The 24,914-nt window shown below is 35.8% G+C and carries 25 protein-coding genes and 1 pseudogene; 3 read left to right on the plus strand and 23 right to left on the minus strand.

Features of this window, described 5'->3' with window-relative positions; translation table 11 throughout:
- Window positions 1–2 precede the first annotated feature (2 nt).
- Entirely contained in the window at window positions 3–662 is a 660-nt protein-coding gene (locus KO172_RS00305) for a response regulator transcription factor (RefSeq protein ID WP_215491648.1), read from the plus strand.
- Window positions 653–2,026, plus strand: coding sequence for a sensor histidine kinase (locus tag KO172_RS00310; RefSeq protein ID WP_215491649.1), 1,374 nt, complete (start codon window positions 653–655; stop codon window positions 2,024–2,026). Before KO172_RS00305 ends, KO172_RS00310 begins: the two co-directional genes overlap by 10 nt.
- Before the next feature lie 509 nt (window positions 2,027–2,535).
- Here the strand turns inward: KO172_RS00310 and KO172_RS00320 are convergent.
- From KO172_RS00320 to KO172_RS00365, 9 genes are all read right to left on the minus strand, one after another.
- Window positions 2,536–2,991, minus strand: coding sequence for a Panacea domain-containing protein (locus KO172_RS00320; protein WP_215491650.1), 456 nt, complete (start codon window positions 2,989–2,991; stop codon window positions 2,536–2,538).
- Window positions 2,981–3,523: a hypothetical protein gene (locus KO172_RS00325; RefSeq protein WP_215491651.1), complete on the minus strand. Its 543-nt coding sequence runs from the start codon at window positions 3,521–3,523 to the stop codon at window positions 2,981–2,983. Before KO172_RS00325 ends, KO172_RS00320 begins: the two co-directional genes overlap by 11 nt.
- Before the next feature lie 346 nt (window positions 3,524–3,869).
- The gene (locus KO172_RS00330) at window positions 3,870–4,436 is read right to left on the minus strand and encodes a DNA cytosine methyltransferase (RefSeq protein ID WP_445080619.1); all 567 of its coding nucleotides are present in this window, start codon (window positions 4,434–4,436) and stop codon (window positions 3,870–3,872) included.
- Window positions 4,437–5,388: 952 nt separating this feature from the next.
- Window positions 5,389–6,078 (minus strand): hypothetical protein, encoded by a 690-nt coding sequence (locus KO172_RS00335; protein ID WP_019213882.1) that lies wholly within the window; start codon window positions 6,076–6,078, stop codon window positions 5,389–5,391.
- Window positions 6,079–6,083: 5 nt separating this feature from the next.
- A complete protein-coding gene (locus tag KO172_RS00340) occupies window positions 6,084–6,827 on the minus strand; it encodes a restriction endonuclease subunit S (protein ID WP_019213883.1) in 744 nt (247 codons plus the stop codon).
- 329 nt (window positions 6,828–7,156) lie between these two features.
- A complete protein-coding gene (locus KO172_RS00345; RefSeq protein ID WP_001291561.1) occupies window positions 7,157–8,374 on the minus strand; it encodes a tyrosine-type recombinase/integrase in 1,218 nt (405 codons plus the stop codon).
- 81 nt (window positions 8,375–8,455) lie between these two features.
- On the minus strand, window positions 8,456–8,659 hold the full coding sequence (locus tag KO172_RS00350) for an excisionase (RefSeq protein WP_000814511.1): 204 nt from the start codon (window positions 8,657–8,659) through the stop codon (window positions 8,456–8,458).
- Between the two features lie 460 nt (window positions 8,660–9,119).
- Window positions 9,120–9,350, minus strand: coding sequence for a helix-turn-helix domain-containing protein (locus tag KO172_RS00360; protein WP_000857133.1), 231 nt, complete (start codon window positions 9,348–9,350; stop codon window positions 9,120–9,122).
- Complete coding sequence (locus tag KO172_RS00365; RefSeq protein WP_000804885.1) at window positions 9,347–9,769, minus strand: sigma-70 family RNA polymerase sigma factor; 423 nt, start codon at window positions 9,767–9,769, stop codon at window positions 9,347–9,349. The genes KO172_RS00360 and KO172_RS00365 overlap by 4 nt, the downstream gene beginning before the upstream one ends.
- A 504-nt stretch (window positions 9,770–10,273) precedes the next feature.
- Here KO172_RS00365 and KO172_RS00370 point away from each other — a divergent pair.
- Window positions 10,274–10,627: a helix-turn-helix transcriptional regulator gene (locus KO172_RS00370; RefSeq protein WP_001227347.1), complete on the plus strand. Its 354-nt coding sequence runs from the start codon at window positions 10,274–10,276 to the stop codon at window positions 10,625–10,627.
- 59 nt (window positions 10,628–10,686) lie between these two features.
- Here KO172_RS00370 and KO172_RS00375 read toward each other — a convergent pair whose 3' ends face one another.
- The 14 genes and pseudogenes from KO172_RS00375 to KO172_RS00445 all read right to left on the minus strand — a co-directional run bounded on the left by KO172_RS00375 (window position 10,687) and on the right by KO172_RS00445 (window position 24,682).
- Complete coding sequence (locus KO172_RS00375) at window positions 10,687–10,875, minus strand: cysteine-rich KTR domain-containing protein (protein ID WP_012962334.1); 189 nt, start codon at window positions 10,873–10,875, stop codon at window positions 10,687–10,689.
- Between the two features lie 97 nt (window positions 10,876–10,972).
- Window positions 10,973–12,892, minus strand: coding sequence for a tetracycline resistance ribosomal protection protein Tet(M) (tet(M), locus tag KO172_RS00380; RefSeq protein ID WP_002843300.1), 1,920 nt, complete (start codon window positions 12,890–12,892; stop codon window positions 10,973–10,975).
- A gap of 15 nt (window positions 12,893–12,907) precedes the next feature.
- Window positions 12,908–12,955: pseudogene (locus KO172_RS08090) on the minus strand (hypothetical protein); the annotation flags it as partial.
- A gap of 313 nt (window positions 12,956–13,268) precedes the next feature.
- Window positions 13,269–14,204: a conjugal transfer protein gene (locus tag KO172_RS00390; RefSeq protein WP_001224320.1), complete on the minus strand. Its 936-nt coding sequence runs from the start codon at window positions 14,202–14,204 to the stop codon at window positions 13,269–13,271.
- On the minus strand, window positions 14,201–15,202 hold the full coding sequence (locus KO172_RS00395) for a bifunctional lytic transglycosylase/C40 family peptidase (RefSeq protein ID WP_000769868.1): 1,002 nt from the start codon (window positions 15,200–15,202) through the stop codon (window positions 14,201–14,203). The genes KO172_RS00390 and KO172_RS00395 overlap by 4 nt, the downstream gene beginning before the upstream one ends.
- A complete protein-coding gene (locus KO172_RS00400; RefSeq protein ID WP_000214903.1) occupies window positions 15,199–17,310 on the minus strand; it encodes a CD3337/EF1877 family mobilome membrane protein in 2,112 nt (703 codons plus the stop codon). The genes KO172_RS00395 and KO172_RS00400 overlap by 4 nt, the downstream gene beginning before the upstream one ends.
- A gap of 68 nt (window positions 17,311–17,378) precedes the next feature.
- Window positions 17,379–19,826: a conjugal transfer ATPase TcpF gene (gene tcpF, locus KO172_RS00405; protein ID WP_000331160.1), complete on the minus strand. Its 2,448-nt coding sequence runs from the start codon at window positions 19,824–19,826 to the stop codon at window positions 17,379–17,381.
- On the minus strand, window positions 19,810–20,202 hold the full coding sequence (locus KO172_RS00410) for a conjugal transfer protein (RefSeq protein WP_000723888.1): 393 nt from the start codon (window positions 20,200–20,202) through the stop codon (window positions 19,810–19,812). The genes tcpF and KO172_RS00410 overlap by 17 nt, the downstream gene beginning before the upstream one ends.
- Before the next feature lie 88 nt (window positions 20,203–20,290).
- The gene (locus KO172_RS00415) at window positions 20,291–20,788 is read right to left on the minus strand and encodes an antirestriction protein ArdA (protein WP_000342539.1); all 498 of its coding nucleotides are present in this window, start codon (window positions 20,786–20,788) and stop codon (window positions 20,291–20,293) included.
- 116 nt (window positions 20,789–20,904) lie between these two features.
- Window positions 20,905–21,126 (minus strand): hypothetical protein, encoded by a 222-nt coding sequence (locus tag KO172_RS00420; protein WP_001009056.1) that lies wholly within the window; start codon window positions 21,124–21,126, stop codon window positions 20,905–20,907.
- Between the two features lie 42 nt (window positions 21,127–21,168).
- A complete protein-coding gene (gene mobT / locus KO172_RS00425) occupies window positions 21,169–22,359 on the minus strand; it encodes a MobT family relaxase (RefSeq protein WP_191619837.1) in 1,191 nt (396 codons plus the stop codon).
- 192 nt (window positions 22,360–22,551) lie between these two features.
- The gene (locus KO172_RS00435) at window positions 22,552–23,937 is read right to left on the minus strand and encodes an FtsK/SpoIIIE domain-containing protein (RefSeq protein ID WP_000813488.1); all 1,386 of its coding nucleotides are present in this window, start codon (window positions 23,935–23,937) and stop codon (window positions 22,552–22,554) included.
- Between the two features lie 28 nt (window positions 23,938–23,965).
- Window positions 23,966–24,349, minus strand: a complete 384-nt coding sequence (locus KO172_RS00440; RefSeq protein WP_001234286.1) for a YdcP family protein — start codon at window positions 24,347–24,349, stop codon at window positions 23,966–23,968.
- An 18-nt stretch (window positions 24,350–24,367) separates the two neighbouring features.
- Window positions 24,368–24,682: a YdcP family protein gene (locus KO172_RS00445; RefSeq protein WP_000420682.1), complete on the minus strand. Its 315-nt coding sequence runs from the start codon at window positions 24,680–24,682 to the stop codon at window positions 24,368–24,370.
- Window positions 24,683–24,914 lie beyond the last annotated feature (232 nt).

Genomic DNA, 24,914 nt, shown 5'->3' on the forward strand with positions numbered 1-24,914 from the left:
GGATGTCTTTAATTCTTGCAGTTGATGACGAGTTAGATATGCTTGATCTAATAAAAAACATTTTAAAAAAGAACAACCATAAGGTCGATGTATATCAAAACCCTAAAGATATTGATAATAGTAAACTTAGTAAATATGATTTGATTTTACTTGATGTGATGATGCCAGATGTTGATGGAATTAGTTTTTGCAAAGAAATTCGCAATAAAGTAGACTGCCCTATTCTTTTTTTAACAGCAAAAACTATGGAAGAAGATATCGTCGAGGGATTATTAATTGGTGGAGATGATTACATCACAAAACCATTTGGAGCAGCAGAACTAGTAGCTCGTATCGAAGCCCATTTAAGACGAGAAAAAAGAGAACGCCACACCAGTTTAAATCTTGGTGAAATTCGATTTGATTTATCTTCCAATGAAGTGTTTGTAGCGGAGAAAAAAGTTTATTTGACAAAATCTGAGTATCAAATTTCAGAATTACTAGCAAAAAGAAAAGGACAAGTATTTTCAAGGGATCAAATATACGAGCTTGTCTTTGGATTTGATGGTATAGGAGATGCATCTGCAATATCAGAACATATTAAAAATATTAGGGCAAAGTTTCAAAAATATGGGAAAAATCCAATTGAAACAGTATGGGGGATCGGATATAAATGGAATTAAAATCAAAAGGTCAATCTCTTAAAAATATTCTTTTTAAATATTTGTTAAGTATTGCACTAGGACTAGTAATCTCAGTTGGATTAATAATAGCTTTTATATCTGCTTCTTACCAATTTAAATGGATATTTCCTGCAAACTATACTGAGAATTTAATTCTTGAAAAAAGAACAGATATTGCCACTTCAAAAAATTTCGAAAAATCATCACTTCCAGACAATACATCTTATCTATTTCTATCAAAAGACGATAAAGTTATAGAAACAAATATGAATAAGAATATCCAAGATGTAGCTTTTAACTATCATAAGGGATCTGGTAATTCCAATGCCAATTTATCCTTTATGGAAATAAAAAGATTAGATGGATATGTACTTGTAGCTTATGAACTAAAGCCCTATTATAAAAGTTCTTGGATGCAAAAAAATCTACCACAAGTAAATAATTTATTTCTAAGCTCACTTATAATATTTTGTCTTATTAGTATTATTACTATCACATTAATTTGGGCAAAGAAAATATCAAATGAATTAAATCCATTACTAGTTGCTTCAGAAGAAATCAGGAAACAAAACTTAGACTTCCAAGTTAAAAAGTCTAATATTCAAGAATTTAATGCCATATTAGAAAGTTTAGAAAAAATAAAGTTAGGGTTAAGTGAATCTTTAAGAACAAATTGGAGAGAGGAAGAGAAAAAAAGAAATCAGATTTCAGCATTAAGCCATGATATAAAAACTCCAGTTTCAATTATAAAGGGAAACTCAGAATTATTAGGAGAAACAAACCTAACAGAAGAACAGCAAACATATCTAAATTATATTAGAAAAAACACAAGCCGTATTGATAAATATATCGAAACTTTAATGCTTGTTAATAAATCTAAGCAAGCAAATGAATTAAATTTTCTTGAAATTAGGACAGAAAAATTTGTAGAAAATATTGAAAAACTAGCTACAGAATTCACATCAACTTACAAGTTAAATCTTTTAGAAGATATTAGTTATAAGAATGATTTTTTAATAGTAGATTTGAAAAATTTTGAACGAGCCTTTCTAAATATTCTTAGTAATGCAGAAGAAAACAGTCCTAAAAACTCAACCATTAAGCTACTTATAAGTTCCAAGAATGATAAGCTTCAAATATCAATACTTGATCAAGGACATGGATTTACAGGTGAAGACCTATTATATGCAACAGATCAATTCTATCAAGGAGACAAAAGTAGGCATTCAAAAGAAAACTATGGTATAGGCTTATTTGTTGCAGAACAAATTATTAAGATGCATGGAGGAAGTCTTATTTTAGACAATAGAACTGATGAATGTGGCGCTAAAGTCAGCATACTATTGCCAGTAAAGAAAACTTAGGGTCTGTAAATAATTTTGTGTATCAACCTAAAACCTGATACAGTGGTAAGGGTTGATACATTTTTTTGTATCAATGTTTGTGCTTTCCTAAGGAATAGACTTTTACTTAATTTTACACAACTTTAATAAACTGTCAATTTTTTCATGAAAATTTACAGATCATTTTATATGATGTATTTTTGTAATTGCCATGCTAATCCCAGAACTTTCTTTTGATTTATTGAGAAGAAGGGAATGGATCTTCCATATTTCTCTTGATAAGTTTTCTATTTCTTTATTCATTGAATCAATTTCACTTTTGTAAATAACACTAGTCGTATTAGTAGCCTTTGCAATCTGATTTATATTATTTGTTGCATTTCAAAGTAATCATTGAAGATATCTAAATAAATTAATTCTTATAATATGTAAGCAAAAGACCGTAACTTTATGATATGTACCCTCCTTACTGGTTTGTTCAGTAAAGAGGGTACATATCATGACTTCTACCGTCTTATTACAGTTAATCATTAAATAAATTTTGTTAAATCTAAATAGCTATACTTTCTACTTTCTTTTATAGGTGGAGTATCATATACATAATTAATGAATTGATTCCATGATAACATCTTTGTGTTTTCAAATACTTCATTTATAACTTCAATTTCGTTAACATCTAAGCCGTCATAGTGTATTAATTCTTTATCATGTTTAGGTCTTACTATATATTTAATAGTACCAAAATTTGAAAATGTACTTTGAATACTAACTGTCTTATCTTCATCAGCCTCATCAAGCACATCGGATACGTATGGACCATAATGATCGAAATACCATGAAATTTCCGTCATTTGCTTCCCATATTTTTTTGTATATTCCCAATCTATTAAATAGACTAATTTGGTTATTCTCGTTTTTGTTAAATCATCTCCGTAAGGATAATTCTTAACAATATATAGTAAAACATTTCTTAATTTAGTTTTCATAAGACTCATCCTCCTTCAACTTATTACTTATTTCAAGCATTGTTTTCAAATGAGGTATAATTAATTTTTCAATTTCATCATTTAACTCTTTGGGTGAAACACTTATGTCTGGATTAATTGTTTCTATTAATAAAATTCCTACATTATTTTTGTTATCATCTTTGACTAATCTAGCAAAATACGCCCTGCTCTTCATGGAAAGTTTTTTTAAGGATTCAACAGACATACCTGTTTCTTTTGAAACTGTGTCAAAATACTTTTTCTGTGTATTTTTTGGCAAATTATTTTTATAAAAATATGGTTTTCCATCATTATTTTCAAAACATTTCGCTATATATCCTTCATTTCTAGGATATTCCTCTCTATTGCAAAAATCATATAATGGATTTTCACTATACCTCCCAATAATTTGAAATTTAGTTTCATTAAAAACATATAATGATATTCTATCACTATTGCTTAATCTTAAATAATTTGAAACCTGTCGCAAAATCTTTGGTAAACCAGCTAATGATTGACCTAAATATTCCATTGATAATTCTAATTCCTTAATCTCTTTATTTTCATTTCTAGATTCTTTTTAAATTTTCTTTCTTTACTTCTTTATCTCAGAAATCTCATTAATAAAATAAATAAAATAAGCAAAAGAAAATATCCAGAAATTCTCATTAAAATATTCTACAAAGGAATATCTCGTAATTATTATAGGAAAATAAATAATGCAAGTTTACAAATAAAACTTAATTTATTTTCTCAATGCTTTTATCCACAATGGAAAATCTTTTATTAAATTAAATTTACTTCATCATTAAATCCATTATAACTAACTCGCTCTTTTATACTAACATTATATGTTATTTACCAATATTATAACAAATTTATTTATATGCTATCATTCGATTAATAATTGCCATTAAAATATCAACCGCAATAGAATTTCCGGCCTGCTTATACAGTTTGCTTGAAGTACAATTTTTTCTTCTTGGATGTATTTCCTCTAATTTGTCTATATCACTATCATCAAAACCCATTAGTCTTAAACATTCTCTTTCTGTTAAATACCTATACCTACCATTTCCAATATCTATTATTCCAGAATTAGGTACTCTCATCTGTTTTGTAGAAATAGTATAAGAAAAATCTTTAATCACTTTTAGTCGCCCCCTAAAACTGTTATCTATTCCTTTATTTAAAAATTTCAGCATATAAGGTTGAGTCATTGTGTAAAGTCCACTTACATCTTTTGCTAAAAATTCACTTAGTTGTATAGTTTCTTTTCCCTCCAATTCATTAAAAGAAAAGTTATTTACTCCAAGACGTGAAACAACAAATATCCTCGCCCTTTTTTGAGGTATTCCAAATTCCATTGCATTTAAGCTTTTAAATTTTCTTTTATATCCAAGTTTTTCTAACTCCTTTAGATAAATAAAAAAGGAGTCCCTCATATTTCTGATGTGTGATGTGTACCCAGAAAACTACGGTCTAATTTTTTGCCCAAATGTAAACCACTTGGAACTATTATTTAGTTTATTCTTTTTAGCTTCCAGTACCATTTGAGTACCAGTAGCCATTTTTCATTCTCTTCATAACTTGTAATTAAGCCATATTAGAAAATTTTATTCACATAAATACAGTGTGTCACGAGATAGAACGGATGAAGTAGGCGAAGATGGAAAAAATTTACGATGATTCGTACTAAATGTACGTTGAAGAGTAAATTAAATCCTATCAACACCAAATTTCGTTTATTCAATTTGTGAGAAAAAACGGAATTATTTCGTTCAGTCACATTAAGCAAATTTATGAGATAAAATTAGTGGATTTTTGTAGCTTGAGTTTTTCGCTCTCCCAAATTTCGCTGGAAAATTTGATGAGAAAGGCGATGTGCAGAATTTTTGCGAGTGAGTCGTATAGACGATACGTCGCAACGAGCAAAATCTTTTTTATCAACACCAAAACCCATTTATTCAAATTTGTGAGATAAAACGGAATTATTTTGCGATGTGCAGAATATTTAGGAGTGAGGCGGGCTAAACGCCCTCCCATATCCTATCTAGTTCAATGCCGTGAGTCACGAGATAAAACGGTTTATTTAAAACTCTATCAACGCCAAATTTTATTTATTCAAAATTTGTGGAAATAAATGGATGGATTAGACGTAGATGAGGAGGCTCACAAACGAGTCGTATAGTTAATACTTCGAGTTTGTGAGCCGACAAATCAAGTTTAAGCCGCCATTTAGGCCGCAAATTTTACTCCCACTCTTCATTATCAATCATACGCTGTATCTAAAAGCATTTAAATCAAGCCATTTTATTTTTATAAATATTAATAAATCCGCTTAATTATACCACATTTTATTATTTTTATACCCATTCCAGTACCAGTACCAGACATTTATTCACACTTAATCAATTCTAATACAAGTGATACTAACGATAGCATTCTAAAATATAAATATTCGATAAAAGAACTATTTGGTAATTTCTTTTGTGTTGTTTCTGAATGTCTTATATTGTATGAATTACCAATTTCTGTTAATTCAATAAATTCTTTATTTATTAGTTCTTCAATTTCTTCTTGATTACTTGAAATCTTTTTTATAATTTTATCTACGGAAGATTTTTTATTTGCACACTCTAAAGTCTTAAGTCGTTCAAACGCATCCCATATTTTTTCAAGTCCTATTTTCTTTTCTCTAGATCCTTTTTTACTAATATATATTTTAGACTCAAGAATCAAATTTTTTAATTCTTCTTCTGCTGAAGATGTTGTACATAAATTTAGCAATTCTTTTGAATCATTACTAATGTTATTTCCTTCAATTTCTAATTCATCCTCATTCATTAATACCCATGTTAATAATGCGGCTTTTAATTTTTTTAATTCTGGCCTGTAATCATATTCTTCTCCAAGTAATGCTGCTTTTCCTTCAACTTTAATAACTGAAATTATCTTTGGTAAAATTAGTACATATTTCGTACTCAAACTATTCCACAAATCTTGAGAACCGTTTCTATGCTCTAATTGTTGTTCAATTACTTCTATATCAGCTTGTATAATACTAAACACTTTATTTTTTTTCATATTTATCACCTAGCTATATCTAATTTCATATCGTTAATTTTTTGATCTAAATATATTATAATATCTTTCATAGATAGTTTTTTTAGAGCTTGCATTAAATTTTCCATAAATGTAAAGTCAATTTCTCCATTTTTATCTACTGGAAATTTGATATATTTATTTTTAACTACATCCCAACCACCTAATTTGTTTTTATATGAATATATAGGCAAATCAGTAACTTTATTTATACAAGATACAAAAAACAAATAAACATTAGGGCTTAAATTTTTATTTTTATCTTTCCATTCAATAGCATAGGCATCTGACAATACTGAAAATTCTCTAGACTGATAGTACGATCTATATACATCGCTATTAGATGGGATAGAAATAACATTTTTTATTATAGTGGCACCTGTCTTAGGTGCAAAATAATTTAAGCCTTGATTCATAAAGCTTGAAGTTAAAACGGGAAGAATATACTCTCCTGTAGGTTCTTTAGGCAATTTCTTTGCTTTATATGGTAATTTCTTTGTTTTTACTCTTTCAAAATAATCTCCTATTTTAAGTTCTTGCCACTTAACTTTCTTTAAATTATCTATTGCACTTATTTCTACATCCTTTAGTTTATAATCTTTTAATCCTGTAACATTTAGATAAGCTTCTAGCTCGGAGAAACGCTGAGCTTCCAGTTCGGCGACAAAGGATTCTATAAACTCAAAATCTATTTCATTGTTTTTTTGAGGAAGTAAAATTTGTGAATTCAAAAAAGTGTCATTTACATCTCTAACTAAAACATTTAATAAAATTGGTTTTAATGAATTTAAAGCTGTTGTAAAAAATGGTACAGTACTACTTTTTACATTAAATAGCGGGATTATTTTTCTTACAAATTGACCAGCATACCATTGTTTTTTTCTATAAACAAAGTATAAATTTCTAATTATCTTTTTATATTTTCTTAAATGCTCGTAAAGCCTTATTCTATGTGCTTTCGAGTATTTTTACTGTAGGAAGATACTTCACGTTTCTTTGCATATTTCCTCATGTCTTAGCTGTCAGAAGTGGTAAATAAGTAGTAAATTCATTTGTACTACTAAGCAACAAGACGCTCCTGTTGCTTCTCTTTATTCAAGCGTTTCATTTCTGCCATTGCAGAATCGAATGTTGCATGTGCGTAATAGTTCAGCGTCATGGCTATATTAGCATGTCCCATAATGTACTGTAATGCCTTTGGATTCATTCCTGCATTTGCATAGTTGGTACAGAATGTATGTCGCAAACTATGTGGAGTGATGTGTGGCAATTTATCCTCGTTATACTTATTGTATTTCTTAACAAGACCTTTCATCATGCCGTTGTAATCACTTGCCACTTTTGGATAGTTCTTTCTATTAAGAAAGAGGAAATCACTATATCCATCAATCTCAACACGCTTATCATTCTTTCGATTCGCTAACACTCGCTTAAATGCTTGATAGGCTTCTTCAACCATAGGAACTTGACGTTCGCCACTTTTGGTCTTTGGTGTTTCAATGTAGTACCCAATTTCAGTATCTCTCAATAGCTGATGGTCTATATTGACAAGACGATTCTCAAAATCTAAATCTGGAAGTGTCAAACCACCAAACTCTGAAATACGAAGACCTGTTTTTAAGAGTATCAGAATTTCATCATAATTTTTGCTGTAGGTTTTATCAGCTTTTGCAAAGGCTAACAGTTTTTCTTCCTGTTCTTCTGTTAGTACGGTCTTAGGGACAGTATCATCATCAAGAACTGCTTTCAGTTGAAAGTCAAATGGATTCTTCCGAACACAATCATCTTGTATAGCAATATAGAATGAAGCCTTTAAAGAACGTTTGTAGTTATTGATGGTTTGATAAGCATAACCATTTTCACTCATTCTAATAGCCCATTCTTTAGCGTCTGATGGCTTAATACTGTCAATACTTCTTACACCTAACTTGTCTTTCTTCAAAATATCCATAAGATATTTGCGTCCAGTTTCAGTGTTTTTTCTAACCTTTGGTCTTTGAGCGTTCTGTTTTGCGTAAAGCTGGCAGAGTGTCATTTTCTTTCCTACAACATCAATACCATCATGAATGTCTTTCTGTAACTCTGCGATTTTCTCTCTAAGTGAGATACAATCACGCTTTCCTGCTGGTACTCGGTCTGTAGCCACAAGTTTCCACGAGTAAACAAATTGCGGTTCTCCAAATGAATCTATATATTTGTATAAGTATCTTCCGTCTTTTCGTTGGCTCTCTCCAGTCTTTAAGATTCGACCTTTATTGTCACGTCTTTTTTCTGACATGGCATTTGCTCCTTTCCTTTATGGAAAGAGCCTTGATACGACTTAATACTATTTTATCATATACAAGACCCTTTGGCGACGCTAGATTGCGTCCAATGTATCTATAATTTTTTCAAATTGTTTTCGTTTAATCTGAATACGATTGCCATTCATAATCAGCCAATTTGCATTTTTATTTTCCTCTGCCAAGCGTCGTAGCTTGTTTTCGCCAATACGAAAATATTTTGACGCTTCTTCAATGGTTAGGGTATAACGTTCCCAAATAGGAATGTCAGTCTGCTTCATAAAATCCTCCTTTCCAAATCACTTATTTGGATTTCATAAAAGTTGTTTTACCAGCAATCGAACAGCTTTAGCAAAGCTCACGGGAGTTCCACCCCTGCATGGTTCTCATGTAGCCATACTCATTGCCTGCGACGGTTTTATCACGCTCGGACTATTGACTGTATGGGAGTATCATTATCACGATAAGAATGTCGTTGCAGGCAATCCTGCTAAAGATTGCTTCTCGGATCACTAACATGAATCGCTCGCTATCTTTATAAGATAGGTCATGGCGGTTAGTTCCGTTGGCTCTTTTCTTATCGAAACGTATTCGATTACTTTTATTCAGTTTTCAAAGAACAATGGCTCGTTAGCCTATCAAAACACATTGAAAGCTCAATATGCTTTGGTGGAATAACAAACCTCCCTGTTCGGGAAGCGTGGAATGGTTTAGCACGCTTCCACGAAAGGAGAGAGGATATTACTTAATTTCAAATGACAAAATCTTTGTAATCAGTCTGGTTTCCATTCTTCCACGTAAGACTTCATCAACGACCATACTTTGATTGCCATATTCATCTTTCATAAGTCGTAGGGAACGCTTCGTTATGTACCCTCTGTAATGATGTAGAATCTGGTTAATCGCTTCGGTATCGCCATCTGTTGCCTTTACAATGAGAGGAAAGGGAATCATAGGATATTGTGTTTTCATTCTTCAAATTCCTCCATAAACTTTTTAATTAAGGCTAGTCCACTGGTTCTATGCCGATAGACAGTAGAACGGTTCAATTTCAACAGGTCTGCAATTTCTGAATCGCTCATGTCCATAAAGTAAAACAGCAGTAGAATTTCACGTTTCTTGTCTGGCAACTCACGTAATGCTTCACTCAACAAATCATTTTCAACGCCTACTGATAACCCATTGAGTGTAAAAATCTGAAAGTCAGTTGAATAGTTATCTGTTGTCGCAAACTGGCTAACAAGATAATCGCCAACATCCGAAAAGGACACCTCACGCTTTGCAATCCTTGAAAGATAAAGCATATAATTCTTTCGCTCGTCTTCCATAGCACGTTTACAGATATAGTCAAACTGATTTTCTATTGTGGTCTGAAAAGAAGATGGTTTCATGTTTCTCACCCCCTTTCTGTCTAGGAAAGGAAGTGAGCCTTGCTCGTTTATCTCCTTTCACTCTTAGTCCCAATGTGAAAGGGGGATTTGTTGCATTACTGATAAATAAACTTTGTAAAAAAGTTCTGAATAGCCAAAAAAGCATATAAACAGATTTATTTCTCTGTTTACATGCTTCTGTTATTCTATCTATATGATTTATAAAACCACATTGGTGGACGTACTTATCTATTGCAGATAGACGACTTTTTTTGACAAGAACCCAATGTAAGGAAATTTATTGTATATGATGTACTTCATGGCGACGTTGACCTCCAACAAACCGCCATTTGGAAGTAATATACAATATTTTAACAGCGTAAATAGCACTACCATATAACGGTTTTTTTTATTGGCGTTTAGTAGTGCTTTTTATTAAATATAAACCTATAAACCATATAACACGTTTTTCTATACCTGTTTTTAATTCAGTAGGAACAATAAAATGTATAGAGGTGGTCTACTATGCGTAAAAAAGAAGATAAATATGATTTTAGAGCCTTTGGTTTAGCCATTAAAGAAGCTCGATTGAAACGAGGTTTAACTCGTGAACAAGTGGGAGCATTGATTGAAATTGACCCACGGTACTTAACTAATATTGAAAATAAAGGGCAACACCCCAGCATACAAGTTCTTTATGACCTTGTATCGTTACTTCATGTTTCCGTTGATGAATTTTTCTTACCTGCTAATAACTTGGTAAAAAGCACCCGACGATTACAGATAGAGAAATACATGGATAGCTTTACAGACAAAGAACTATCCTTAATGGAATCTTTAGCCAGCGGTATCAACGAAGCAAGAAACATCGAAGACTAATTAAAAGAATCCATACATAACGGAAAGAGCCGATAAAATGAGATTGTATTAATCTCATTTTATCGGCTCTGCGTCTTTGCGTCTGGCTCTGTAATCACAGTTACTTTGAACTGCTTTATTTCAATTAAATTTTCTTGTCTGCATTTCGGACAATAGAGGGGGAATTTTTTTAATTCAGTATCTTCCCTTATCTTTAATCGTGTTTTATTTCCACATACAGGACACAATATCCACTTGTAGTTTATAATAACTATCTCCTCCTTTACACTTTAATTCAAATCTTTATTAAAAAATATTTCATCTTATTTAACAAGAAACCATATTTATATAACAACATAAAATACACTAAGTTATTTTATTGAACATATATCGTACTTTATCTATCCGACTATTTGGACGACGGGGCTGGCAAACAGGTTCACCGGTAGTAACATGGTACCCTTTTAACTCTGTTAAACAAACACTACGTCCATTTGTAAAGAAAGTTAAATCACTACGATATTCTTGAATACACCGAGCAGGGATTTCTCCACTAAGAATGACCTCATTATTTTTCAATTGAGTGTCTACGATGTTCGCACAATATTTAGGAGCATCGTTGTATGCTCGTGAAAGATATTCCTGTGGCGCATAAATTTTAAAACTAAGATATGGCTCTAACAATTCTGTTCCAGCTTTTTTTAAGACTTGTTCCAATACAATAGGAGCAAGCATCCGAAAATCTGCTGGGGTACTAACAGGGCTATAGTATAAGCCATACTTAAAACAGATTTTACAGTCCGTCACATTCCAACCATATAATCCTTGTTCGCAACCATAGCGTATCCCTTCCATAACTGCATTTTGAAATGATTGATTTAAGTATCCAAGAGAAACCGAGCTCTCATACTGCATTCCACTTCCCAACGGAAGCGGTGATACAGATAAACCAATGGAAGCCCAGAAAGGATTTGGCGGCACTTCGATGTGAATGGTATATTCTGCATTTTTTAACGGTCTCTCCATATAAATGACTGTAGGCTCTTTTAGTTCTATCTCCACATGATACTTTTCTTGCAACAGTGCACTAATCACTTCCATTTGTACTTTCCCTAAGAAAGAAAGTATAATTTCATGTGTCGTAGAATCCACGTAATATCGTAGAAGCGGATCACTATCTGAGATTTCCAAAAGGGCATCAAGCAACATTTCTCTCTGTTCAGGTTTACTCGGTTCAACAGTTGTTTGTAGTAGAGGGTGCGGATTTTCAATCTTTTTTCTCTGTGGCAATAGTTTTGTATCTCCAAGAACACTATTTAACTTCAAAAACTCATTTTGCAAAATAACAATTTCTCCAGAATAAGCCTTATCGATTTTACATAATTCACCATTTATTGAAGTATACATTTCTGTAATTTTTATTTTTTCCTTTTCCGATATTCTAACCGAATCTCGCAAATGCAGTACGCCACTATAAAGACGTATATATGCAAGACGCTGTCTTTTTTCCGAATACTCAATTTTGAAAACTTTTCCGCAAAGTTCAGACTGACCTCGATGTGTTGATGAATAAAATTTATTCGTAATCACTTCTATAAGGTTATCAATCCCTATATTGTTTTTTGCACTTCCGTGATAAACAGGGAACAGGGAACAATTCTGAAATCTTATGCTTTCCTCTTGTTCGAGTTCCAATGCTTCTAATGATTTACCGGACATATATTTCTCTAAAAGGTCATCGTTTCCCTCTATTACCGTATCCCATTGTTCAGATTCGGTAAAGTTCGTCACACACATATTAGGATACAGTTCTACCTTCTGTTTGATTACAATTTCGGCAGAAAGTTTCTCTTTAATATCCTGATAAACCGTTGATAAATCAATTCCATTTTGGTCAATCTTATTGATAAAAAAGATTGTGGGAATCCCCATTTTCCTAAGTGCATGAAATAATATACGAGTTTGTGCTTGTACGCCATCTTTTGCAGAAATCAGTAGAATTGCCCCATCTAAAACTGATAATGAACGATATACTTCTGCTAAGAAATCCATATGTCCTGGCGTGTCTATGATGTTCACCTTCGTATTTTCCCACTGAAAAGAGGTTATTCCTGTCTGAATTGTAATTCCTCTCTGACGTTCTAAAAGCGTATTATCCGTCCTCGTTGTACCTTTGTCCACGCTTCCTAATTCTGTAATCGCTCCACTGTTATATAATAAGCTTTCTGTTAAGGTAGTTTTTCCTGCATCAACATGAGCTAAAACTCCAATATTAATAATTTTCATGTGATTTTCCTCCATTCAAAAACCCAAAAGGGCATAAAAATCCCAGTGATAAATACTTTTATCACTGGGATTTTTATGCATAACCATAGGTATACAAAGCATACAGATATTCTCTGGATACTTTAGAATCACATGATAAAGGTATTCTTAAACTGGGTACAAAAAACTAAGCCCTCCTAAAAAAGGACATCTAATTATTTGTTCCCACTATCAAATTGACAGTTTATTTAAGAATACCTTGCCGCATATTTATTAACTCCTTTTAAATAGATACTTAAATAATAGCACGTAAGAGCATATTTGTCAAGGAATCTCCAATTTTTTATCAAAGAGAGTACGTGATTACAAAATAGCTGTAATAATGTACCAATATTTGTTATTCTATAATCTTCCAATTACTCCCGTTCTTTTCAAGTACCAAATCAAATTGAGATACCTGCGTTGCTTTGGTCTGCTGGTCGATATACTCCACTGTCAGCGATACCGTGACTTGATTATCCTTACGATTGTGAATAGGATTTACCAGTTCTTGAAAGATGTACTCTTTTCCGATTGGTTTTAATATCCCGTCATTCACATAGTAGGAAAGTTCACTGGCTGTCGCTGTAGGATAGAGCTTGAAGAACGTCGTTAAAAACTCATTGATTTCATTGGTTGTAATGGAATCAACCGTCCCCTCACTTTCAATGGCTTTTGGTTTATAACTTGATTTCTTAGGTATGTTGGTAATGGTCGGATTCTTAACCAGTACCATATTTCCAGAACCATCTACATAGACACTCACTATATAAGCAGAGTGGACGGTCTTTGTATTTTCTCCCTCTGTAATGAGCTGGTCTACACTGTAGGTTACATTAAACTCATTGTCGCCAGTTGGCTCTACCGTCCATATCTGAAATCCTCTTACAGAAGACGATACAGGAATATCTTTGCGTACTGTATCAACATTGAGAGCTTGAAGTTCATCTGTCAGATAGCCTTTTAGACTTTCCATTCGATTATCAATGGACTTATCGGATTGCTCCCATGAATAGTAGACTTTCGCAAAGTTCTCTACAAAATTTTCTACATGATGAGTATCAACGTATTCCTTTTCTATGATAGTTGTTTCGTGAATAGTATGAGTATCTATAGCTGTAAAGTGCTTGAATATCGCAAAGCTGAAACTAAGCCCTAAAAGTACCCACAAGGCAATCACAACCTTTTTATGAGGATTGACCTTATAGTAGACACGAGGTTTCTTTTCCTTTGGTATCTGTTTTTCTTTATTCTGATTTTTTCTAAATTTCATCATTAAATCTTCCTTTCTCATTGTTTGATTCGTCCTGCTCCCACTAAATGCTGTTGCCAGTAGGGGCTTGTTAAGTCGGCATAACCGATTGGGTCGCCTGCATGAAACATACGGTTATTGCCAAGGTATATCCCAACATGAGTAATATAAGAGCCAGCGTTATAGGTAGAATGAAAGAAAACCAAATCGCCAGCTTGTGCTTCCGATAGTGGGATATGCTGGGTCACATCATATTGCTGTTGTGCGGTTCGTGGTAAGTTAATTCCAGCTTTTCCATACGTCCATTGTGTCAGTCCGCTACAATCAAAAGAAGTAGTCGGGGAAGCTCCACCGTAAACGTATCGCCAGCCCTCATATTTCAGTGCTTCGTCCATGATGGCTTGTACCGTATCATCATCAAACTCTGTTGTGACAAGATACTGCGTTACCAGTTGCACATAAAACATATTGCCATAGTTGTATCGCCAGCCCCCATTGATAGGTATGGCTATGGGATTGGGGTAAGACACTTTTTCGCCACCTGAATACTCTTTTGAGAAACTTTGAGCCAGTTCAAAGGTATATTTATTTCCACGATTAGCCACATACCCTAAGAAACCACCACCATAATTGTAGGACTGGATAACCGATTCTAAATCTACACTGAGCCTTTCGCTACTGGCTAATAATTCACTGAAATACTTCACACCTTGCTTAATGGATTCTTCTGTACTCAATGAATTAGGTGGAAGACCGAGGGATTCCGAGGACTGCATAACATCTTCCGCAGTACCGCCCGATTCCACCTGTATAATCGCAAGAAGTATGTTGACATATTCTTCAACGCCATATTCTTTGGCATATTTTTCTACCATAGGCTTATGAGCCAGCACTTCTGCGGAAACATTCACACCTCCATAATGAATATTGGAAATTCCGCTGTCCTGTTCATCTGAAAATAAAATGGCAACAAACAGAAGCAGTGAGAAGACCATCAAGAATAATCCAGAACCACCAATCACTAAAGTTTTCAACTTCATGGTTTCTTACCGACTTTCTTAATGGTGGCGGTTTTGATTGGTGGTCTACTTCTTGTATTTTGTAGTGGTACTCTTTGAACAGTAGACGGACGTTCTTTTGTGATTGGACGTTGTGAAGTTCTATCTGCTGTAGTGGTTGAAGTTGCTGGCTTTTGAACGGTTTTTTCTTGAACGGTATTGCCTTGGCGTTCCACTTTTGGACTTGAAAAATCGGACTTAACTGCTGGACGCTCTTGTTTGGCTTGTTGAGATTCCTTATATGAAGTCTGAATATTAGACTGTTTTGAGGTCTGTTCATCATGATATTGTTCTTGTCTTGTAGTCGGTCTTTCATGAACAGAAGAAGCAGGCTGTTTTTTCTGTTTGACCTGTTCCATTTCAGAGCGACGCTTCGCAATGGTTTTTCGCCTTTGTTCCTGCTGTTCCTTGCGTCCACTGGCTCTGTCCGCTTTGGTTTGAGAAATACTACTGGTTAAATCACGGACATTCTCTTTTACTTTGGATTTTCCTTGATATACTGCATATCTTGCATTGGTCGGCAAATCTTTAACCTGTTCTTTCAAACCACTAGCAGTGTCTACCATTCTGTCTTTGGTATCAGCTACTGTACCGATGGTTTGACCGATACGTTTTCCAAGTGTTGATTTTTCCTTTCCGTCTGGTCGGGAGTGATCTGCTTGTGTCCTTGCAGAACTCCCCGAACCCGACTGTCCTTTTTTACCTGTAACAATGGCAGACCCAGCCCCTAGAGTAGTCATGGAACGTCCAAGTTTCCGCTGTAGACGGTGCATGTGAGCGTGCATAAGCATACGAGGTTTTCTCATCACACGACTTCCCACACTTTGAGAATCGTTACTCTGTAGAGAAAACATACTCATTAAATCGCCCAGCTTGAAGTAGATTCCTGCAAAGGTCACAATCTGTAGAAAAGCAATCAAAAAGAACGGATAACCAGCCGATAAGGTATAGAGCATGGTTGAAATACTAAATGCTGTCGTAATAATCAATGTGATTCCAGCTCGTGTCAAAATGGTATTAAAGAGCTTTGTTATGGCTCGTTTTGACATACCATCAAATGATGGAATCATGCTTAAAATAAAGCTCACAGGCAGAAACATAGCATAGATGATAAAAAGTACCTGCGAGAAAATCATGATTCCTGTTAATAGGAATACAAATATGGAAATCCCAATATTGAAGACAAATAGGAAGAAGACTGTACCTAAACGGTTAATGGTCTTTGTAATGGTTAGATTGGTATTGCTTCTGTCTTCAATTTCTTCCGCAACAATTTTTTCTCTGTCTTCGCCATTGTTGGAATCTGGGCTGGTGGAGAGCAGGCTTTCCACACGGTCAATACCGATACTTTCAATGTCTGAACTGTTGTATTGAAGCAGTAGCCACGGTTGCTGAACCTGTATGGAAAACAGGCTATCTCTGATTAAGTCCACGCTGTCCTTGCCTTGACTATCGGAATGGGGCATGACAATCTTCGTGCCAAGTGATAAACTGGCATTACTGATGTCTGATGAAAAGTCATTGATTTTTTTAATGTAGTCGGGAGCGTAGGCAATAAAGGAAGCCGATAGGATAAACACCAGCACAAAATTCATAATGGCATGAATTGCCTTTGTGGTTTCTCTCTTTATCAGTCCCGTATAGGCAACATAAACCCCAAGAACCAAAATCAAGAGTAAGAGGAATCCAACATAGAAACCCTCTGTTGAAAATCCGTTTGCACTCACACCAGCTAAGGTCTGCATATTCTTACCAATGGAATCTGCTGTAGCGGAAATGAAGTCTAAGGAATAGGCTTCCTGTACTAAGTAACCTGTCGCATTGGAAACATACAAACTGATTGTCCAAATAAAATTGGTAATGGCATATAGTCCATACATGACCTGTTTTCCAATCCCGTCCGACCAGTTCCACGGAAGCCAGCCCCAGCTATTATCCACATAAAAATCCAGTTGATAGTTTTCAAGTGGGTATCGGCTGTATTCATTTGCCACATTGACCGTATCATCTACCAAGCCCGCAGCTTGAACCACCGTTCCCAGCATGGCTAAAAGAAAAATGGCAATCACAAGTGTGAAAGCCACTGTCATTGCCACTTTACCTAGACGTTTCAGCATCCAGTTTGATTTTATTCTGTTTACTATTGATGGTTTCACATTTACACCTCTTTTCGCACAGGTGGTCTGGTATCAAAGGCATGGAGCAGTTCTTCAAATACAGGGTGGAACTGTATCACACCGACACGACCATATAAATCACTGATAAGGCATTGCCCGTTTTCCAAATCACGCAATCGCTTCTGATTGTTTTCGTCCTCTGGGTCTACACCAAAAAAGGCTAAGGTCTTTTTAATCTCGTTAAGGTCAGTGGAACGAAATGCAAATTTTAAGCCGAGGTTATTTTTCAGTTTTTCATCTAAGAGGTCGTCTGTATTTTGGGTCACGAAATATACCCCAGCGTTCATAGCACGACCAGCCCGAACCAGCTTCATAGATAGTGTTTTTCCTTGTGCTACCTGTAAAAAGCTCCATGCTTCGTCTAAATCTACAATCTTGAAAATGCTTCGGTCTGTATGGATAAAGTCTAAAGCAAAGGTACTAATGACAATCAGCATAGCAACGGATAAAAGCTCCATAGTGGTATATTCCTCAAAGGAAGTTTCCTTGTCGGGAAGTACCAAGTCCGCAACCTGTATAATGTTCAGTTGTTTTTCTAAGCTGATAGACTGCTCCACATAACCATTACTGAATAATAAATGTGCAAAGTCATAGTCTGTAAAACTTTCGATATGGTCGGCTATACTGGTACTTAGTGGCGTATTCTCAACCCGTAATTCCTCAATCACTTTCATCAACCCTCGTACTTCACTATTGGTTACTGCACGAATGGCTTTTCTAAGGATTGGGAAGCGTTCCCCATCACGAGAGGAAATCCCCGTAAGGAATGTCAGAATATCAATAGCCAGTGATTCAGAATCTTTGGGATTTTTCATAATCACATAAGGGTCAAGTAAGCCTTTGTTTTTCTCATCAGAAGTCAGAGTGACGATATTGATTTCATGGGAAATCTCTGGCAAGGTTTCTTTCCATCTGCCACGTTCTGCTTTTGGGTCTACAATCACTGCTTGTGCCCCATAAAGCACCGCATAATAGACGATAAGGTTATTCGCAAAGGATTTACCACCACCCAGCGAACCAACAAAAGCCGACGCTAACGCATTGGTTACTGAACCCTTAACCCCTTGACTGGCAAGAGCAGGTTTCAGATAGACATTGCGTCCAGTATCTAAGCTGTAGCCAACATAAATCCCCTCATTTTCCCCCAGCATTTGAGTAGCACCAAAACCTAAACCAGCGAGGAAATCAGAGGTCACGTATTGAATATAATCATTCATATAACGCTTGCTGGCAGGTAAAAATTCTTCATGTAAGCCGAGCATATCCCCAAATGGTCGTACCAGTTTTACGCTTAAATCGTCATAAAAATCTTTCACTTCATTACAACGACGTTTGAGTTCGTCAAGATCATTTGCTGATACCCTTACCACATAAGACAGCTTGTACATAGATTCCTTGCTTTGGTCTAAATTGGTTTCCAGCTCATTCACACTTTCCAGAGCTTCCGCCACATTGGAGCTGGTTTCATTATCACTTTGCCAAGCGTGGTTATCCAAGTCTTTCAGTTCTTTCTTTTTATTGCGGACAGTAGATAGGGCTTTACGATTCGCTACAATTTCCACATTCATTGACGTATCAATCGGGAATGTAAATTGCTGTTGCTGGTAGTAGAAGATTTCAGAGGACGGGAAGTCCAGTTCTCCGACAATGCTGTTAATGGTAAAGTAAGCTACATAGACGGTTTCATCTTCCTGCTGGATTTTCAAATATCGCTGTTTTTCTTCCACCAAACAGCGAGTAGGCTTAATCAAGTCATAGTATTTAATCAGCGTTTCATTATCCAGCTTTTTCTTTGATAGATGGTACTCATACTCTTCATAGGCAGTGCCTGTCTGTCCGTAAAGGTGTTCAATCAGATAGCCGAAGTCGTCCTTATCTAACCTGCGGATTTTGAAACGACGAGAGATTTTATTTTCTAAGAGCTTTTCCATCTTCTGAAAACGCAGGATTTCATCATTACTCATACTAACAAAATCGCCCATCAGCTTATGGTTCACATCATAGACAAAATCAGACAAAGCATTTTTTGCTTCAACGGTAAGACTTTTCATAGAAAACTCCTGATCGTTGAGAAGCAACTTAAAGCCGATAAAGAAACGGTAGTTCACTTGATTTTCGCCAATCATGGATATTAAAGCGTCTGTCTGTTGGTCGATTTTGTCATAGGCAACCGCTTTGAGCTTGCCAGTGACTTCATTTTTGGAACGCTCTTGTGCAGAACGTATGCTGGATTCTGTACTGATTTGTAAAGCATGAATTTTGCCATCACGATTTTGTGCGATAAGCTGTCTGAAAGAATCATGCACTTGTATTTTCTGTTCTGGACTTAGAAATGAGTAATTGTAAGGAACAAGCTCATAGTAAGCATAACATTCCCCGTCTTTATTCCAGACGAGATTGTTTTCAATGTATTTAATTGGATATGCCATAAAATTCACTCCTAACTGCTGTAATGGCTTCTTGTGGCTGGTTTCTGCCAAGCGTTACTTTTTTTCCTGCATAGGTCAGCTTTGGTCGCAGTGCATAAGCAATGACAGACTTCAAAAATCCATAAGGCTTTTTACCATCAAAAGTTTTTGTAGACATAAACCATGTGAAAGCCACAGGAATCCCAAAGTATTTGAGAAATGCTCCCTCTATCATGGAAAGAGGGGGCAAGTTGCCAAGTATCATCACTGCAAAGAGTGACACGACAAACCATGTCATTTGCGTAAAGGTTATGGGAAACGGAAGTCTAAAATCATTGATAGAATACAGTACCTTTTCCACAGACCAGATACTGGTATAGCTTCGTATTTTCTTCATGTAATCAATCCTTTCATAAAAAATAGGGGTAGCTGATTGAGCCACCCCGTAAAATAGAAAATCTGCCAGTAGTAATGTACCGACAGATTTAATAGACGATTTCAAAAATCCCATGATTGGTTGAGATAAACGTTCCTGAAAGGTCTAAATCCCGACCATAGGCTTGATAATCAATATAGTTTTGAAGACTAGCTGGTACTTCGCCTAAAGCACCCGTTTCTTCAATGTAGTAGCGTGCCACGTCATACATATCATCACAATCGGAATGAATGATAATATCCTCTTGATGTTCGCTTAGTTCTTCAATGCTTGAAAAATGAGTGAGCAGAGCAGATAGCTCCGATTGTAATTCTTCGGGTAATTCCGATACCATTTCCCATAGTCGATTGAGTTCGCCAATGGAAGTGTATTCGTCAACCGTAAAGGGTAACTCGTAGTCATGAATGGCGTATTCCTCATATTCATCATTCAAGCCGATTTTCTCTTTGACTTCCTCAAAGTCAATGGGAAAGGTAAACCACGCACCGACCAATTCGCCCTCATTGTATTTGCCTAAATTCGCAATATAGACTTGCATATCGTCCATATATTCACGTCCTTTCTTTGTAGAGATTCAAAAATCCCTACCGCACTTCGTTTGGTGTACCATTCCTTTGCGGAACATAAGAAAACCACTTATATTCCACAAAAGAACGGTTTTATTTAAGCACCAATAATGCGATTGAATAGCTCTAGTAAAATGTCTTTTACTCCAGCAGCGTTGAAGACTAAGCCAACCGCAATAATCGCAATAATTAAAAAGCCAATCAGTTTGCTAAACTCACGCTTGAAGCCAAGATACAAGCCAATCACAACGATTGCTAAAAGCACCAGTGATTGAGCGTTTGATAGAAACCAGTTATAAAGGTTTTGTCCAAAATTCATAAAAATGTTCTCCTCTCTATATTCAATGAATTTGTATTTGAGTTATTTTTTTGTTGTTATCACGTCCTGTTCTTTTACTGACTGTTGCTTCAAAATCTGCTTGTGTCGGTCTGTCAGTTTCGCATGGTCGAGAATGTCTTTTACAACCTGCGTCTGGTTGATTTCATCAAGTTTAATCGCAACCTTTAAGGTCGGGGCAACTTGATGAGATAGCCAGTTCAGCGTCCTTTGGAAGGAGTAAGGCTCTGGTTTTGTGGTTAGTTTTAATCGTTCACGATTGTTCCCAATAAACCAAGCCCATTCTTCATTCAGTTTCCAATCAGAACGAGGTTTGGAATCGTCTTTATCTACAAAACGGATATACCGATTGATAATTTTAAAGGCGGTATGCTCTGGATTGTCATAGACGAGTAAATCACGGACTGCATAATAGGCACGCTCATTTTTCAATCGAATCTCAAAACGGTTTTTTACTTCTGCGTCTTCAATGGGAATATCATTTTTCTTGTACTGCTCGTAGTCCTTTTCATAGATACAGAAATAAACTTCACTTTGTAATGAACCGATATAGAGGGTGTTTCCCATACATTCCTTTTCCTCTTTGCGTACCAGTTCGCCACTGCGATAGCTTTTAAAACTGCGGAAGACGGAGATACATTCTTCCTGTTGGCACTTTTCAGTGAGTACAGGGATATTTAAAATCCCTGTCTTATCGTTAATGGCAAGGTCAAGGCGTTTCATCACACCGCCAGCCACCAAAACGTCCATAAAGAACTCATACCAGCTTCTTTGTTGTGCCAGAAGATAGCTTTCAAATTGTCTGCACCCACGACCTTTCAATTCCACCAGAACTCCTTTGTCCAGTTCATGGGAGCAAAGGACGAATATGTCGCCTAAAGCATAATGCTCTGAATAAGAATAGAAACCATAGTCCTCATGAAGAAAATAGGACAGTTTCAGTTGTAAGATGTTTTCGACCACCTGCTGTACGTCTGTTGTCGGAAAGCGAATTCTTACATAATCAAACAGCATTTCAAGGGGAGCGTCGGGATTGAAGCGTTCCAGAGCTTCCCAAAGGGACTGCTGTAAATCCTCTGATGGCTTGACTTTTCCTGTTTCAATATCGCTTAGATACTGCCTTGTAATACCAGTCGCAACAGCTAAACGGTTTTGAGATAGTCCATAAGCCAAGCGTTTTTCTTTTAAATGCTGTAACCAAGTTTGTTCATTCAGTAAAAATCCCTCCAATCAAAAAGGCGTATGTCAACTTTTAAAGCCCATTTGACATACGCTGAAATTTTGTAAATCCCTTGTAACCAAAGGATTTTCTAATGTTTTTTTGACTGTTTCCTGTCGATTTGTACCCCCCTGTTAGATACGGGGGGTTAAGTGCTGGCGTGGCTATTGCCACACCAGCCAGCAAGATCAGTCCACACCTGCGACTTCCGCTTCGCACGTCGCCTGCGTGGACTGTCTGCTGTTGGATAACTTTTTAATTTCCTCCAAGAAATCATATCCTTTTGGTACAAGGGGAGTATAAAACTCTGATATGACACTTGTTCCTACATCAACATAGCCACGACCTTTGATTCGCTTTAAGAAGAAATCCTTTTGTACGTCACTGCCAAACATCATGCCATAGCCCATTTCAGACATACGACCTAAAGCCACTCTGAAATTAAACTGATCACGGATTCCGTCGCCTAAATATTTTGCGTCTGGACGTTGACAAGCCAGTATTAGAAAGAAGCCAGCTTGACGACCTAACATGACAATCTGTTTCAGCTTATTCATAACTGCGGTGTTTTCTTTTGTTCCCAGCATTTCCATGAAAGCGACGTATTCATCAAAGATTAAGAAGTGTGCCGGGAGACCTAAGTAAGCATAATTTTTGCCAGTCTTATAGTTCTTCATCTGCTTCATTTCCTCACTACGTTTCATCATTTCTTCATAGAATGTTTCAATGCAAGAAAGCAAGTCTTCTTTTCTATAGTAGACATTTGCCATCACAGAACCTAAGTCCGCAAGATCAGCATTTTTCGGGTCAAGAATATACAGTTTTGAATCTGTATGAAGCAAGGCTTCAATCAGTGTCAGTATAAAGTAAGTTTTACCGCCACCTGTACCACCAGCAATCAACATATGAGGGAGCTTATCATATTCCCACCATACGTTTTTCATTAAGCGAAGTTTACCATCTTTAGCTTCTACTTCATCAATAGAAATACGACTGGCTATGGTGTCATAGAGCAAAGTATATTCCACATAGGAATCCTTTAACTCTTTATCCGTCAGCTCACAGTACAAGCCACTCTCTAATTTCTTTTCCAAGTGTAAGAGTTGGTCTTGATATTTTCCCAGCGTGATTTCCACCCGTATCTGTATCAAGCCATTTTTAAGTCGATAATACATTTTAGGGAAGTAGGTTATCTTTTCCTTTGTACGACCAGCACTATCTTTAAAGAAACCCTCTGTTTTGACCTGTTCAGATTCATACCACTTGTTTTCAAGTATCATCTTTGCCAGTTTTTGACGGTGGTAAAGTTGTTTAACCGTATCATAGCGAACCCGTTTGAATACAAACGCTACCAGCAAGCAGATAAGAATTGCGACACTGAAACTGATAATTAAATAGGGAATGTCAATCTTATCTGCTTGTGATAGGTTAAAATCCTGCCAGTTGATCTGCTGGATTGTCTTCACATGAAACAGTCCGACAACCAGCAGGAAAACAGGCAGGAGTGACGCTATCGTAAAATGAAAGACTAAATCTTTACCAGATGGGCGAATCCTTTTACCACGCTGTTTCATGCGAAAAAGTCTCCTTTCTACCTAGCGACTATTTGTCTTGTGTCGGTTCTTTCTTTGCTTGTGGTTGAGCTTTGAATGAACTAGAATCCTTTGTCAGCACAATATCGTCTGCCTTGATATACCAGTCAACATCTGCTCCTTGATAGGTGGCAGTAGCAACGGTGTCCGCAATGGGATTGATAAGTTCCACCCGTGCGTTATAATCAAACTCTTTCAAAGGCACGCTGGCAGGAATACTTACTTGAATCATGCGTCCTTGTCCTTTGGATTTTAAGTCATAGGTACGTTCCTTGATTTCATCTGAAACCGACCCGTCTTCATTTTGGATTCTCACTTCACGACGTAGAGCAGAGAATTTCAATTCTCCAAAAGTCGTGTCTTTATCTAATACAATGCCATTTGCTAATCTCATCATTTTTCCTCTCTTTCTTTATTCTTTTATCATGTCGTCAGCATGTAAAAGGTAATTTGTAAAACCACGAGTGCCGATTTTGTAGCCCTCTGCGGTAATACGTGGATTGACTAACTTCACACGTTCCTCAAAGCCGAAATGTTTTTCGCCAGCTTCAGCAGGAAGCACCACCACAATATCATCTGCTCTTTGAACATCAGAATAGAGATTATAGCTTCTTGATAAGACAGTTAGCCGTCCGTTGATTCTTCGCTGAACGACTTTATCCTCGCCAGCAAATTCTAAATTGCCGAATGTTTTTTCCATGTTGGGAATCACAAATTTAAGTTCCATATTTTTACCTATCCTTTCTTTTTTATTGGCTGAATGAATGTTTGATGGTCTTAAAGAGTGGGGAACGACCTTTTGATTCTTGATTTTTTGTTTTCATAAGTTCACTTCCTTTCAAAATCGGGTAAAAAAATAGACACCTCATTTTTTGAAGTGTCTACCTATTAAATATTCAAATTTTATTGGAAGTATCTTTATATCTTCACTTTTCAAGGATAAATCGTCGTATCAAAGC

The sequence above is a fragment of the Fenollaria sporofastidiosus genome, assembly GCF_943169635.2.
Lineage (GTDB): Bacteria > Bacillota > Clostridia > Tissierellales > Peptoniphilaceae > Fenollaria > Fenollaria sporofastidiosus.

Bases quoted from the DNA above. Each gene is read 5' to 3' on its own strand.
- KO172_RS00305 (WP_215491648.1), top strand. From the start codon at position 3: ATGTCTTTAATTCTTGCAGTTGATGACGAGTTAGATATGCTTGATCTA.
- KO172_RS00310 (WP_215491649.1), top strand. From the start codon at position 653: ATGGAATTAAAATCAAAAGGTCAATCTCTTAAAAATATTCTTTTTAAA.
- KO172_RS00320 (WP_215491650.1), bottom strand. From the start codon at position 2,991: ATGAAAACTAAATTAAGAAATGTTTTACTATATATTGTTAAGAATTAT.
- KO172_RS00325 (WP_215491651.1), bottom strand. From the start codon at position 3,523: ATGGAATATTTAGGTCAATCATTAGCTGGTTTACCAAAGATTTTGCGA.
- KO172_RS00330 (WP_445080619.1), bottom strand. From the start codon at position 4,436: ATGAGGGACTCCTTTTTTATTTATCTAAAGGAGTTAGAAAAACTTGGA.
- KO172_RS00335 (WP_019213882.1), bottom strand. From the start codon at position 6,078: ATGAAAAAAAATAAAGTGTTTAGTATTATACAAGCTGATATAGAAGTA.
- KO172_RS00345 (WP_001291561.1), bottom strand. From the start codon at position 8,374: ATGTCAGAAAAAAGACGTGACAATAAAGGTCGAATCTTAAAGACTGGA.
- KO172_RS00350 (WP_000814511.1), bottom strand. From the start codon at position 8,659: ATGAAGCAGACTGACATTCCTATTTGGGAACGTTATACCCTAACCATT.
- KO172_RS00360 (WP_000857133.1), bottom strand. From the start codon at position 9,350: ATGAAAACACAATATCCTATGATTCCCTTTCCTCTCATTGTAAAGGCA.
- KO172_RS00365 (WP_000804885.1), bottom strand. From the start codon at position 9,769: ATGAAACCATCTTCTTTTCAGACCACAATAGAAAATCAGTTTGACTAT.
- KO172_RS00370 (WP_001227347.1), top strand. From the start codon at position 10,274: ATGCGTAAAAAAGAAGATAAATATGATTTTAGAGCCTTTGGTTTAGCC.
- KO172_RS00390 (WP_001224320.1), bottom strand. From the start codon at position 14,204: ATGAGAAAGGAAGATTTAATGATGAAATTTAGAAAAAATCAGAATAAA.
- KO172_RS00395 (WP_000769868.1), bottom strand. From the start codon at position 15,202: ATGAAGTTGAAAACTTTAGTGATTGGTGGTTCTGGATTATTCTTGATG.
- KO172_RS00400 (WP_000214903.1), bottom strand. From the start codon at position 17,310: ATGACAGTGGCTTTCACACTTGTGATTGCCATTTTTCTTTTAGCCATG.
- tcpF (WP_000331160.1), bottom strand. From the start codon at position 19,826: ATGGCATATCCAATTAAATACATTGAAAACAATCTCGTCTGGAATAAA.
- KO172_RS00410 (WP_000723888.1), bottom strand. From the start codon at position 20,202: ATGAAGAAAATACGAAGCTATACCAGTATCTGGTCTGTGGAAAAGGTA.
- KO172_RS00415 (WP_000342539.1), bottom strand. From the start codon at position 20,788: ATGGACGATATGCAAGTCTATATTGCGAATTTAGGCAAATACAATGAG.
- KO172_RS00420 (WP_001009056.1), bottom strand. From the start codon at position 21,126: ATGAATTTTGGACAAAACCTTTATAACTGGTTTCTATCAAACGCTCAA.
- KO172_RS00435 (WP_000813488.1), bottom strand. From the start codon at position 23,937: ATGAAACAGCGTGGTAAAAGGATTCGCCCATCTGGTAAAGATTTAGTC.
- KO172_RS00440 (WP_001234286.1), bottom strand. From the start codon at position 24,349: ATGAGATTAGCAAATGGCATTGTATTAGATAAAGACACGACTTTTGGA.
- KO172_RS00445 (WP_000420682.1), bottom strand. From the start codon at position 24,682: ATGGAACTTAAATTTGTGATTCCCAACATGGAAAAAACATTCGGCAAT.